Here is a 13,889-nt window from a genome sequence, read left to right on the forward strand (position 1 = left end):
TAAGATAACTAATCTACCAACCCTTTTATTGCCTGTTCTACTTTTGCGAAGTCAAAATTATTGATCAGTTTATCAAACGAAGCCGAGATCTGCTCATTACCCAAGTTACCAATGCTGCCCTCGTGGGTATGGTTCACCGTTTTATCAGGGTTAAAATTGCCTGCTTCAATAGCCAGGCCAACCTGTTTGTAAGCATCGCGGAACGGTGTGCCGCTTAAGGTTAAACGGTTCACTTCTTCCACGCTGAACAGATAAGCATATTTAGCATCATCCAGGATATCTGTTTTCACTGTGATATTTTGCAGCATGAAGGTTGCCATTTGCAGGCAGTGTTTCAAATCGGCAAAGGCCGGGAACAGCAACTCTTTTAGCAACTGAAGTTCGCGGTGGTAGCCGGATGGCAGGTTAGTGGTCATCATGGCTACATCGGTAGGCAATGCCTGCAAGCGGTTACATTTGCCGCGCATAATTTCCCAAACATCCGGGTTCTTTTTATGCGGCATGATGCTGCTTCCGGTGGTCAAAGCATCCGGATAGCTTACGAACGAGAAATTCTGGCTCAGGTACAGGGTTTGATCCATAGCCATCTTAGCAAGCGTTGCCGCGATGGTTGAAATGGCCTGCGCTATGATACGCTCAGTTTTACCGCGGCCCATTTGCGCGTAAACAACGTTATAATTCAGGTTATCGAAACCTAAAAGCTGTGTAGTTAAAGTACGATTAAGCGGGAATGACGACCCATAACCGGCCGCCGAGCCCAGCGGATTTTTATTGGTGATGCGGTAAGCAGCCAAAACCAATTCCAGATCATCAACCAAACTTTCGGCATAAGCGCCAAACCACAGGCCGAATGATGATGGCATGGCTACCTGCAAGTGTGTGTAACCCGGCAATAAAACATCTTTGTATTGATCACTTAGTTCAATAAGCTGGCGAAACAAAGTTTCTGCGCTTTCAACAACTTCCTGTAACTGGCTGCGGAAAAATAGTTTAAGGTCCACCAAAACCTGGTCGTTACGGGAACGGCCGCTATGGATCTTTTTGCCGGCATCGCCAATGCGTTGCGTCAGTAATAACTCAACCTGCGAGTGCACGTCTTCAACATTTTCATCAATTTTGAACCCGCCTTTTGCGATATCGGCATAAATATTTTTTAACTCACGCTGAACAAGCTCCAGATCGGAGCTATCCATCAGCCCTACGCTTTGCAGCATACGGGTGTGGGCCAACGATCCTAAAACATCAAACGCCGCCATTTGCTCATCAAATTCGCGGTCGCGACCAACAGTAAAGTTTTCAACCAGTTCGTTAACGTTAGTAGTTTTTTGCCAAAGCTTGCTCATGGTGCAAATGTATAAATTTGTGTATTTATGTGCGTTATTGTGTATTATTTAATGTCACCACCGCTCGGCACCAACAAACTGGCAGCGTGAATTTGTCTGAACCGGAATTTTTGAGATTAATTGAATTCTCAGAATTACAGCAAAATGGATGATTCGATAAATTCAAAAAATTCGTTTAATTCGAGTTCAGACAATAAGACAGTTCAGGATGCCAATCCCGATCTATCCGGTTAACATTGTTGATTGCGACAACATTTCATAGCCTTTGGCCAATATTGTATAAACCGCTATCTTAACCACATGAAACACCCTTTACGTAAGCCATTGCTTTGCATTGCCTTATTATGCTGCTCTTTTTTAGTAACACAAGCCCAAACGCCGGGGGCTGCAGGTCTTAAATCCGAATATCTTGTAAACCCCATAGGTATCGACAATGTACATCCCCGCTTAACCTGGTTAATGAACGATAAAGCACAGGGTGCAGCCCAAAGTGCTTATCAGCTTTATGTAGGTACCGATTCAGTTGCTGTTTCAACAGGCAAAGGCAACGCGTGGACCACCACCAAAATAGCTTCATCAAATAACCTTGCTACTTATAGTGGCCAGCAACTAAAACCTTTTACTAAATATTACTGGCGGGTTCAGCTTTGGGACAAGGCAGGTAAAAAGCTTACATTATCGCCGGTAGCCAGTTTTGAAACCGGCATGATGAGCATGCAAAACTGGAAGGGCTCATGGATAAGCGATAATAAAGGGATAGCGGTTAACCCTGCGCCCTATTTCCGCAATACATTTAAGGTAGCTAAACCTATCCGCTCGGCACGGGCCTATATCGCCGTCGCGGGTTTATATGAACTTTATCTAAACGGCAAAAAGATAGGCAACCACAGGCTTGATCCAATGTATACCCGGTTTGACAGGCGTACGCTTTACGTATCTTATGACGTTACAGCACAATTACAAAACGGCAAAAACGCAGTTGGTGTTTTACTGGGTAACGGCTGGTATAACCACCAGAGTACAGCCGTTTGGTTCTTTCACCAGGCACCATGGCGCGGTCGCCCGGCGTTTTGTATGGATTTGCGGATCACCTATACCGATGGTACCGTTGAAACTGTAAAATCAGGTACCGACTGGAAAACATCACTTAGCCCTGTCGTTTTCAACAGTATTTACACTGCCGAGCATTATGACGGCAGGCTGGAACAACCAGGTTGGAACACCGCCAACTTTGACGATAGTAAATGGAAGCCGGTCATTAACCGTTCGGCCCCATCCATGAACATCGTGTCGCAGGCTATGCAGCCTATCCGCGCGGTTGATACCATCAGCACCAAAAGTGTTACCAAACTTGACGGCGACGTTTGGGTATTTGATATGGGCCGAAATATTTCGGGTGTAAGCCAGATTACGGTTAAAGGTGATTCGGGTACGGTGATCCGTCTGAAACATGCTGAAAGATTGAATAAGAACGGGCATGTCGATCAGTCAAATATAGACCTGCACTACCGCCCTACCGATGATAAAGACCCTTTCCAAACAGATATTTTCATTTTAGGCGGCAAAGGCCAGGAAACCTTTTCGCCGCGCTTTAACTATAAAGGTTTTCAATATATCGAGGTAAGCGCCAGCAAACCTATCCAGATTGGTAAGGACAACATCAAAGCGTTTTTTATGCACAGCGATGTGGAGCCTATTGGTACCGTTAAAGCATCTAACCAAACTATTAACCAAATCTGGACTGCCACTAACAATAGTTATTTAAGTAACTTGTTTGGTTACCCAACCGACTGTCCACAGCGCGAAAAGAATGGCTGGACAGGCGATGCGCACATAGCCAGCGAAACCGGCCTGTACAATTTTGATGGCATCACCGTTTACGAAAAATGGCTTGCCGATCATCGCGACGAACAGCAGCCCAACGGCGTATTGCCATCTATTATCCCAACCGGTGGCTGGGGCTACGAATGGGGTAACGGCCCCGATTGGACAAGCACCATCGCCATTATTCCGTATAATATTTATTTGTTTTATGGCGATAGTAAGCTACTGGCCGATAGCTATAACGCCATCGAGAAATACGTAAACCACATTGATGAGCTTTATCCAACCGGCCTTACTACCTGGGGCCTGGGCGATTGGGTTCCGGTAAAATCAGTTTCGCCGGTTGAGTTAACTTCATCTGTTTATTACTACACCGATGCCAGCATCCTGGCCAAAGCAGCCAAAATATTAGGCAAACAGACCGATTATGTAAAATATTCGGCGCTGGCCAATAAGATTAAAAACGCTATCAATGCTAAATATTTAGATACCACAACCGGTATTTACGGCAAAGGCTTACAAACAGAACTAAGCGTACCACTTTACTGGGGAGTTGTACCCGAAAACATGAAAAGCAAGGTTGCAGCCAACCTGGCCAAGCGTGTTGAGGCAGATAATTTTCATTTAGACGTAGGCATATTGGGTGCTAAAGCCATTTTGAGCGCACTAAGCGATAACGGTTATCCGGATGTGGCTTACAAAATAGCATCGCAGGAAACCTTCCCGTCATGGGGTTGGTGGATGGTGAATGGCGCTACCACCCTGTATGAGAATTGGCAGATAGATGCTAAATCGGATATCTCACTTAACCACATCATGTTTGGCGAAATTGGCGCATGGCTGTACAAAGGCATTGCAGGTATCCATCCGGATCCTGAACATCCGGGTTTCAAAAACGTACTGCTGCAACCGCACTTTGTGCCGGGCTTAAATGAGTTTACCGCTACCCACAAAGGGCCTTATGGTAATATTGTTTCATCATGGCAGCGCAGCAGCAACGGGGTAACTTATAAAGTAACCGTACCTGCAAACTCAAGTGCCACTATCTCTTTCCCTGCTGGTAAAGTTTATCTTGCAGGCAAGGCAATTAACAACCCTGCGTTGTACAAGATAAATGCGGGCAGTTATGTATTCCAGGTAAAATAATATCACCACAAATGCCATAGCATTTTCATATTTTAATATCTGCACATATCAAATGACCATTTACTGACAGGCCGGGGCAACCCCGGCCTGTTTTTGTATATAAATTTGTCACACCTTATTTACAGTCACCGATACCATGCGCAGGATATTATCTATCATCGTTTTATTATTTATTGCCAAATTCGCCGTGGCAGGACCTGAAGAGCCATGGTCGCTAAGCACCGACAAGGAAGGCATCAGGGTTTATACCCGTCACATTCCCGATTCAAAGATCAAAGCCATTAAAGTAGAATGCACATTTAATGCTACCGCGGCCCAGTTGGTGGCTGTACTAATGGATATTAAAACCTGCAGCGAATGGGTTTATCATACCAAATCGGCCACTGTTATTAAAGAAGTATCTCCCGCAGATATATATTATTACTCGGAGGTAAACATACCATGGCCGGTACATAACCGCGATTTTGTAGCGCATTTAAAAGTTACGCAAGATCCTAAAACCAAAGTGGTTACCATCGATGCGCCGGTTATATCAAACATGGTACCTGCCAAAGATGGCATTGTAAGGGTTGAAAACTCGACCGGCAGGTGGGTTATTACACCTGTTGACAGCGCCCATGTAAGCATTGTTTACACCCTGCACCTTGATCCTGGAGGTTCTGTACCTGCCTGGCTCATCAATATGTTTGCCGCGCAAGGCCCTACAGAAAGCTTTAAAGGCTTAAAAAAACAACTTCAGAAACCTGCTTATAAGGATGTGAAGTTGTCATATGTGCAGTGATCGCCTGCCCCCTAATTCAGTTTGCAGTTTTGAGTAGGCAGTTTGCAGTCTTTTTTTCTGAACTCGAATTAAGCGAATTAAAGAATTTATTGAATTTGCATTTTAGTTCAGAACATAAAAGATTCTGCCAATTCCTTAATTCCATAAAATTCGAGTTCAGACAAAAATAAAATCCTGTACTCCGATAAATCTCCCCAAATCCTGGTTCAGACAATGTCCCTTTTCTGCAAATAAACGTCAACATTTTGCAAATAAAATTGAAAACTCGTATCACACTTAGCTGTACTTTCGGTGTTTAGTGTATAGCCGTTTAATTTGCTTACAGGATACCAAAGGATAGTTGTGCAAATTATAAACGCTAATATTGCTTTAACCAATAAAGTAAACGTGTAAACGATGAGAGTTGCCTTGTTTGTTCCTTGCTATGTTGACCAGTTTTATCCCAAAGCGGCCATTGCCACGCTGGAGTTGCTGGAGAAACTTGGCTGTGAGGTCCACTACCCTAAAAATCAAACCTGCTGCGGACAGCCTATGGCCAATTCGGGCTATGAGCATTTAACCGGCGGTTGCAATAATTTATTTGTCGATAATTTTTCGGGATACGATTATATCGTTTGTCCATCGGGAAGTTGTACCCTGCATATCAAAGAGCATTTACATGCCGATGGAAAAGAAGAGCAGGCAACCGAGATCCGCAAAAGGGTTTATGAGCTTACCGAATTTTTGGTTGATATATTACGGGTGAAACAACTGTCGGCCAGTTTCCCTTACCGGGTTGGCTTGCACCAAAGCTGCCACGGCCTGCGTGGTTTACGCATAGCACAGATGAGCGAGTTGGTTGCAGAGCCCTTCAGCAAACCTGCCCAACTGCTTGATATGGTAAACGGGCTTGAGCTGGTACCATTAAACCGCCAGGACGATTGCTGCGGTTTTGGTGGAACATTCTGTGTGGTTGAAGAAGCGGTATCGGCAAAAATGGGTAAAGACCGCGTAGCCGATCACGTATCACACGGGGCACAATACATCACCTCGGCCGATCTTTCATGCCTTATGCACCTCGAAGGTATTTTACGCCGCCAAAACAGCGATGTTAAAGTAATTCACGTGGCCGAAATTTTAAACCACAGCATGCAATGAGTACTACCACCACCAAAGATCACCCGCATTTAGCTGCCGATTTTAACCGCGATGAACCGCGTGTAAATTGGCACGACGAAACCCTGTGGTGGGTACGCGCCAAAAGGGATATTGCCGCGCATAAACTCCCCGAATGGGAATTGCTGCGTGAAACGGCATCGCAAATAAAGTTTAACGTGCTTTCAAATCTGAGTACCTATCTGGAGCAGTTTGAGGCCAATGCCACTAAAAATGGCATCATAGTACACTGGGCGGCAGATGCAGCTGAACATAACCAGATTGTACACAGCCTGCTTGAGCAACGTGGCATTACCAAAATGGTAAAAAGCAAATCGATGCTTACCGAGGAGTGCCATTTGAACGACTACCTAAAGGACCAGGGCATCGACGTAATTGACTCCGACCTTGGCGAGCGCATTGTACAGCTGGCCAACGAACCACCAAGCCACATCGTACTGCCTTGTATCCATAAAAAGAAAGAAGAAATAGGTGATATTTTCCACGAACATTTAGGTTCGGCCAAAGGCGAATCGGATCCCAAAATATTGACTGAAACCGCCCGTCAGCATTTGCGTGAGGTTTTTTTAACACGTCGCGCGGCACTTACTGGTGTTAACTTCGCTGTTGCCGAAACCGGTGAATTTGTGATTTGCACCAATGAGGGCAATGCCGATATGGGCGCGCACCTGGCCGAGATCCATATTGCCTCGATGGGTATTGAAAAGCTCATTCCTGAAAGGAAGCACCTGGGTGTGTTTTTACGCCTGCTTACCCGCAGCGCCACCGGGCAGCCGATCACTACCTATTCAAGCCATTTCAGCAAGCCGCAGGATGGCAGCGAAATCCATATTGTTATTGTTGATAACGGGCGTAGCATTCAGTTGGGTCGTGAGGAATTCCGCAACTCATTAAAGTGTATTCGATGCGGGGCATGTATGAACACCTGCCCGGTTTACCGCAAAAGTGGTGGGCATAGTTATCATACAGCCGTTGCCGGGCCAATTGGTTCTATCCTGGCCCCTAACCTGGATATGAAAAAATATGCCGACCTGCCCTTTGCTTCTACCCTATGCGGCTCGTGCAGTAACGTGTGCCCGGTTAAAATAGATATTCATGACCAATTGTATAAATGGCGGCAGGTAATTGTCAAAGAAGGATATTCGCCTAAAGCAAAAACTATGGCCATGAAGGCTATGGCTTTAACACTGGCTTCGCCAGCTTTATACCGCATGGGCGGCAAAACCGGTCGACTGGTATTTAAATATGCCCCATTCGCGGTAAACAATAAATTAAACCCCTGGTATAACCAAAGGGAAATGCCTAAAGCACCCGATGAATCATTTGGCGAGTGGTATGCCAAAAGGAAAGGAGCAAAAAACTCATGAGCCGCGAAAAAATATTAGCCGCTGTAAAATTCAATCAGCCGGCAGCACTGCCATTGCCTGATATGGAAGTATTGAATACGCTAACCGATGTCAGAACCGACCTGGTATCAAAATACAAAACCATAGCTACAGCAGGCGGCAGTTTCGTTTACGAGGTGAATGGTTTTGATGAGATCAAAGCCATCATCAATAATGAATTTAAGCCAGGCGTAAAGATCATATCGGCCCTTGATGAGCTGAGCGATTACATTTATGCCGAAACCGTTAAACACGAAGACGGCCACAACTTTGCCGATGTGGAACTAACGGTACTTCGCACCCAACTTGGCGTTGCTGAAAACGGCGCGCTTTGGCTTACCGAAAAGGATATGGGCAGCCGGGTATTACCTTTTATTGCCCAGCATCTGGCAGTTGTGATTGGCAAAGATAATTTTGTGCCTACCATGGCCCAGGCCTACCAGGTCATTGGCGCGGCCGATTACGGCTATGGCGCATTTATTTCCGGCCCTTCAAAAACGGCCGATATTGAGCAATCCTTGGTTATCGGCGCCCACGGGCCGAGGAGTTTATCGGTGTTTATACTTTCGTAAAAGGTTATTTCAAAACATCCCCAAAACTCATGTCATTGCGAGCGAAGCATGGCAATCTCGTAGCCAATACATGTTCGATTTGCATAGCTACGAGATTGCTTCGTCGTTCCTCCTCGCAATGACATATTTTTCTAACAATTGCGCTCGTCCAATCGAGCGCAAAATCCCCTCCGTCCCCTAAAAATCAACAATTTACAACAATGACAAAAAGATGATAAAAAAATATACCAATCGGTATATTTTTGTTTTGTCGAAATTAATGATCGGCAAATAAAAAATGAAAACCTCAAAAAACACCATATTAATCACCGGCGGCAGTGCCGGTATCGGCTTCGAGACAGCCAGGCTATTATCAAAAAACAACCATGTAATTATTGTCGGCCGCAATCAGGAACGCTTAGACGCTGCTGCTGCTCAGTTACAAAATGTTACAGCCATTAAAGCCGATATATCAGATGCCCTGGATGTTGACGCCTTGGTAAATAAACTTCAACATGATTTTCCTCAACTAAATGTTGTGATTAATAACGCGGGCGCCGCCCAGTACAACGACCTTATTAGCGGCGACGATATTTTTGGCAAAGCACAAACCGAAATGTTTACCAACTATCTTTCGGTAGTAAGGCTTAATGAAAAATTGCTGCCTGTTCTTCAAAAACAGAGTGAAGCCGCTATCGTAAACGTATCATCAATTGTTGCGTTTGCCCCAAGTATTAAACTGGCCACCTACGCAGCTACTAAAGCCGCTTTACATTCGTATACCCGTGCTTTACGTCTGGCGCTGAGGGATAGCAGCGTTAAGGTATTTGAATTAATGCCGCCATTGGTTAACACCGAGTTTTCGGCAGAAATTGGCGGAGCAGAACGCGGTATTCCTGCCTCACAGGTTGCAGACGAGCTGTTAGCCTCGTTAGAAACCGACAACTATGAGATTAGGGTAGCCGGTACCGAACAATTTTACCGTTTATACCTATCAAACCCTGATGATGCCTTAAAAGCAATCAACTCAATTAAATAATCACAACAACTCTATAAAAACAAACAAAATGAAAAACTCACAAAACACAGTACTTATTACAGGCGGCAGCGCAGGTATAGGTTTTGAAATTGCCAAACAATTATCAGCTAAAAACAACCATGTAATTATAGTTGGCCGTAACCAGGAACGTTTGGATAAAGCAGCAGCCCAGTTGCAAAACGTAACTGCTATTAAAGCCGATATATCAAATGCAGATGATGTAGAAGCATTAACCGCAAAACTGACTAAAGATTTCCCACAATTAAACGTGGTGATCAATAACGCCGGTGCAGCACAGGTTAACGATCTGCTTAATACACCCAATGTTTTTGAAATTGCCCAAACCGAAATGTTCACCAACTATATTTCAGTTATCCGTTTAAACGAAAAATTGTTGCCTGTTTTACAACAACAAAGCGAAGCCGCCATCGTGAACGTATCATCAATAGTTGCCTTTTTGCCCGGCAAACAAACCTCAACTTATTCGGCAAGCAAAGCAGCTTTACATTCATACACCATTTCGTTAAGGGTAGCTTTGGAAGATACCAATGTTAAAGTGTTTGAACTAATGCCTCCGTTGGTTGATACCGAATTTTCGGCAGAGATTGGTGGTCATAACGGTATTCCAGCTTCACAGGTTGCTGATGAGTTTGTTGCCGGTTTTGAAAGCAATAATTTCGAAATCCGTGTTGGTGGTACCGAGCCATTTTACCGCTTGTTCCTGTCAAACCCAGCCGAAGCCCTGAAAGCCCTTCACCAGAGATAATTCTCTGGTTTAATTTTTTCGTCCTAAAAAATACCGATTGGTATTTTTTAGGACGATTATTACTTTCAAATAAATACTCCAATGAAAAAAAGCATCCTTATCATTACCGTTATAGCCGCCGCTATCATGGAACTGATAGATACCTCTATAGTAAACGTAGCGCTATCACACATGAGCGGTAACCTTGGCGCCACGCTTGAAGATACTTCCTGGGTTATTACGGCTTATGCCATAGCTAATATCATAGTAATACCCATGACCAGCTTTTTAACCGCAAAGCTTGGCCGCCGCAATTACTATATTGGCTCTATTATCGCGTTTACCTTCTTTTCGGCCATGTGCGGGCTGGCCTCAAATATCTGGACGCTGGTTGCCTTCCGCTTTTTGCAGGGCATTGGTGGCGGTGCATTGCTATCAGTATCGCAGGCCATTGTATTTGAGGTTTATGGTAAGGAACGTGTGAGCATAGCCAGTGCGTTGTTTGGCGTGGGTGTGTTTTTAGGCCCGACAATTGGTCCTACACTTGGTGGCTTTATCACCGAACATTACACCTGGCCATGGATCTTTTATATTAACATCCCTATCGGTATCGCTGTAACCGTATCAAGCCTATTGCTGGTTACCGAACCGGAGATAAAAGCCAAAGTAAAAAGTGTAGACTGGTGGGGTATTCTCCTGCTGATCATAGGCATTGGATCACTTCAAACTGTGCTGGAACGTGGTGAAACTGACGACTGGTTTTCTGCCAATTACATTATCGTTTTAACTATTGTAGCCGTTATCTCTTTAAGCACATTTATCTGGTGGGAATTGACAACCCCTAACCCGGTTATTGATTTAAGGGTATTACGAAGCAAATCTCTGGCAGTTGCCGCCATCCTGACATTTGTGACCGGCTTTGGGTTATTTACATCTGTATTCCTTACACCGGTACTTGCACAAAGGGTGTTACTATTTCCGCCTACCATTACCGGCCTTATTTTATTACCGGGCGCGGTGCTGGCCATTGTGGGTTTGCTGTTTTCGGCAACACTGTTAAAAAAGGGCGTGTCGCCGCTGGTTATTATCACCGCAGGCTTTGTTATCTTCATCTCATTTACCTGGCAAATGTCGCACATGAATTTGGAGGCATCACCTGGTGACCTGGTTGGCCCGCTTATTTACCGGGCAATGGGTATAGCGTTATTGACCGTTCCACTTACCGCTCTGGCTGTATCAGGTCTTGAGCCTAAAGATATCCCACAGGGTACAGCCCTTAATAACATGATGCGGCAATTGGGCGGCTCCTTTGGTATCGCGGTGATCAATACCTATGTAGCTCAACGTTTCGGGTTGCACCGCAGCGACTTGCTGCAGAACATCAATATCTTTAACGATCAAACTACGGCAAGGATAGCCAAGCTAACTAACTATTTCAGCAGCCGGGGCTTCTCATCGTTCGACGCGCATAACAAGGCCATAGCAGTTATCGACAGTACCATCAACAGGCAATCATCATTGCTGAGTTATCTGGATGCTTACCTGTTTTCGGGGTTAGTATTCTTACTCGCTATGCCGCTCCTGTTCCTGGTTATCAGTCGTAAAAAACAAAACAGACCTGTTGTTATTGTTAGTGATCACTAAAAACTAAATACCAGTTGGTATATTTGTATTATGGAAAACGAATTGTCAAAAGCCGAGCGTACGCGTCAGTTCATTATTGAGCGTACTTCACCTGTATTTAATAAAAAAGGTTACGCAGGCACTTCTCTTTCTGACCTTACCGAAGCTACCGGCCTTACCAAAGGCAGCATTTACGGCAACTTTAAAAACAAGGAAGAAGTAGCTGCCGAAGTATTTGAATATAACTCGGGCAAGGTGCGTAAACAGATCCAGGAGCGCATTCAACGGGCTACCAGCTATCATGATAAGCTATTGGTTTACGCCCAGGTATATCACAGCTTTACCCGGGGTGATTTTATTCCCGGCGGCTGCCCTATCCTGAACACCGCTGTTGATGCCGATGACACTAATCCGCTGTTAAAAGATAAAGCCGCCAAAGCGGTAATCCGCTGGAAAACCGGGATCGAAAACCTTATTAAGGGAGGTATTGAAGCCGGCGAACTCAAGCCGGACATTAATATTACGGAGACAGCTTTAAGCATGATTGCAATGATTGAGGGTGGAATTATGATCTCGAAAGTAACAGATTCACCTGCAAATCTTGATATAGTTTTGACATCTGTTCATAGTATGGTAGACAGCCTGAAGCTGTAATTTTATAGCTTCAGGTTGTGACTTGATTGTTACAATAATTGGACATAACTTTGAAAACAAAAGAAACGTTCCCAGCGTTGTCTCCTTTACCAATTATTATTTATGTCAAAAAAAATATTGATCCTTGATGATAGCGAGGATATTTTGGAAGTGATGAAAGATGCTCTTGAAATGGAGCACTACGAAGTTGAGGTATTGAATTATACTGATGACATATGCAAGGCGGCTCTATCAGCCAATGCCGATCTTGTAATTTTGGACTACATTTTATTCGGTATTAATGGTGGCGAACTTTGTCACATGCTCAAAACAACCCCGGCTACAGCGCACATCCCGGTGGTAATGGTATCTGCCTATCCGCGCGTACTCGAATCGTTAGGTAATTACGGTTCAGACGCTTTTATTGCCAAGCCCTTTAACATCAGCGATATTATTGACACTGTAAATCACTGCTTTTTAGGAGCCGGTGATGACGTGGCACACGTAGCGTAAGATTTTATGCTTGAGGATTATAAACGTACGAAGTTTTAAAAACTTCGTACGTTTTCATTTTATTAACATCTCTAACTCGCCATTGCTGTAAGGGTTGTAAATTACTGACTATCAAATATATTTTTTTTGATGTCTATTATCAATTTGGGCGTTGCCTGCGGCCCGGGCTTTCCGTTACAAGTCCTCGCTTTTCCGCCCCACACTCCAACACTCGCTCCGGGCTTTACACTGCAATCCCTAACGCGGGCCTACGCACCATAACTGCAAACCCAAAACGATATATTTTTACTTAGCCTCATTCCGTTTTTTCAGGACTGCCCTGATGGTTACTCGCAATGACCATGGTTTTAGAAACAAATCTATTTTATTTAAACAATTCAAAACTATATTGCGCTACACTCCAAAATTCATCAAGCGCGATGATCCGGGGTTTAAAAAAGGAGATGAGCGCGGGCCAGTCTTCCTGTTTAAAAACACTTACATCTGGTAATCTTTTAATGATCCGGCTTACGGTTTTGTTATACTCGTCGATAGTATGCAATTGCCAGTCCCATTCTTCATCAAGCTGAGCGTTGAGTACATTCTTTAATTCCATAAATTGATCAAACATCAATTGCTGAATGTCGGCATCTGGGTGGTTCATTTCAATAGCTATAAAAGCCGATTTTTTATCAGCTTCCATTTTAAAGTACAGGTGCTTGATACCTGTTTTATAGTTCACCCAGTTAGTGCGCAGACCATCTGCCGAAAGCTGGGGTTTGAGATACTGCCCGAACGCTGTCCAAAACGCCTGTTTTAATTGAGTTGCCTTTTCTTTTGAATACAAATTTATGGGAATTGATAAGGGGCAAAAGTAAGGGTTTTAAAATTAAACGATGTAAAGTCTTATCCGGAGTGGAGGAAAATTGAGATCTTTGAAGGTAAAATGACATCAGCTCTAATTGTCATCCTGAGTGTGCAAAATCGGGATGTGTGAAAGTGAAATGACATCTCCATCATGTCATTGCTGCGAGGTACGAAGCAATCGCACAGAGGCAGGTAACGGCTATCGTTATAATGAACTTACATTGTCGCGCTCTTGGCCGCGCGAGGGCCAGGTACTTTTGTCGCCACAAAAGTACCCAAAAAGGCTTGCAGCAGAAAGGCTTCTT

General features: G+C 44.3%; 12 protein-coding genes. 10 read left to right on the top strand and 2 right to left on the bottom strand.

Going from position 1 to position 13,889, the window contains the following annotated elements; translation table 11 throughout:
- Window positions 1-8: 8 nt before the first annotated feature.
- Complete coding sequence (argH, locus tag DUL71_RS15910; protein ID WP_114939020.1) at window positions 9-1,343, bottom strand: argininosuccinate lyase; 1,335 nt, start codon at window positions 1,341-1,343, stop codon at window positions 9-11.
- Window positions 1,344-1,643: 300 nt separating this feature from the next.
- On the opposite strand from argH, the gene DUL71_RS15915 reads away from it, so the two are divergent.
- From DUL71_RS15915 to DUL71_RS15960, 10 genes are all read left to right on the top strand, one after another.
- Window positions 1,644-4,313 (top strand): alpha-L-rhamnosidase, encoded by a 2,670-nt coding sequence (locus tag DUL71_RS15915; RefSeq protein WP_114939021.1) that lies wholly within the window; start codon window positions 1,644-1,646, stop codon window positions 4,311-4,313.
- A gap of 136 nt (window positions 4,314-4,449) precedes the next feature.
- The gene (locus DUL71_RS15920; RefSeq protein ID WP_114939022.1) at window positions 4,450-5,094 is read left to right on the top strand and encodes an START domain-containing protein; all 645 of its coding nucleotides are present in this window, start codon (window positions 4,450-4,452) and stop codon (window positions 5,092-5,094) included.
- 396 nt (window positions 5,095-5,490) lie between these two features.
- Window positions 5,491-6,231, top strand: a complete 741-nt coding sequence (locus tag DUL71_RS15925; RefSeq protein ID WP_114939023.1) for a (Fe-S)-binding protein — start codon at window positions 5,491-5,493, stop codon at window positions 6,229-6,231.
- Window positions 6,228-7,616, top strand: coding sequence for a lactate utilization protein B (locus DUL71_RS15930; RefSeq protein ID WP_114939024.1), 1,389 nt, complete (start codon window positions 6,228-6,230; stop codon window positions 7,614-7,616). The genes DUL71_RS15925 and DUL71_RS15930 overlap by 4 nt, the downstream gene beginning before the upstream one ends.
- Entirely contained in the window at window positions 7,613-8,206 is a 594-nt protein-coding gene (locus DUL71_RS15935) for a LutC/YkgG family protein (protein WP_114939025.1), read from the top strand. Before DUL71_RS15930 ends, DUL71_RS15935 begins: the two co-directional genes overlap by 4 nt.
- Window positions 8,207-8,483: 277 nt before the next feature.
- On the top strand, window positions 8,484-9,224 hold the full coding sequence (locus DUL71_RS15940; protein ID WP_114939026.1) for an SDR family oxidoreductase: 741 nt from the start codon (window positions 8,484-8,486) through the stop codon (window positions 9,222-9,224).
- 28 nt (window positions 9,225-9,252) lie between these two features.
- A complete protein-coding gene (locus tag DUL71_RS15945) occupies window positions 9,253-9,990 on the top strand; it encodes an SDR family oxidoreductase (protein WP_114939027.1) in 738 nt (245 codons plus the stop codon).
- An 81-nt stretch (window positions 9,991-10,071) separates the two neighbouring features.
- Window positions 10,072-11,613 carry a DHA2 family efflux MFS transporter permease subunit gene (locus DUL71_RS15950; RefSeq protein ID WP_114939028.1) on the top strand — a complete coding sequence of 514 codons (1,542 nt, stop codon included), beginning with the start codon at window positions 10,072-10,074 and terminating at the stop codon, window positions 11,611-11,613.
- A 30-nt stretch (window positions 11,614-11,643) separates the two neighbouring features.
- Window positions 11,644-12,246: a TetR/AcrR family transcriptional regulator gene (locus tag DUL71_RS15955; RefSeq protein ID WP_112572506.1), complete on the top strand. Its 603-nt coding sequence runs from the start codon at window positions 11,644-11,646 to the stop codon at window positions 12,244-12,246.
- A 102-nt stretch (window positions 12,247-12,348) separates the two neighbouring features.
- Window positions 12,349-12,738: a response regulator gene (locus tag DUL71_RS15960; protein ID WP_112572508.1), complete on the top strand. Its 390-nt coding sequence runs from the start codon at window positions 12,349-12,351 to the stop codon at window positions 12,736-12,738.
- 364 nt (window positions 12,739-13,102) lie between these two features.
- On the opposite strand, the gene DUL71_RS15965 is transcribed toward DUL71_RS15960, so the two are convergent.
- Entirely contained in the window at window positions 13,103-13,564 is a 462-nt protein-coding gene (locus DUL71_RS15965; RefSeq protein WP_114939029.1) for a DUF4268 domain-containing protein, read from the bottom strand.
- Window positions 13,565-13,889: the final 325 nt, after the last annotated feature.

This window comes from Mucilaginibacter endophyticus (assembly GCF_003351025.1).
GTDB classification, from domain to species: domain Bacteria; phylum Bacteroidota; class Bacteroidia; order Sphingobacteriales; family Sphingobacteriaceae; genus Mucilaginibacter; species Mucilaginibacter endophyticus.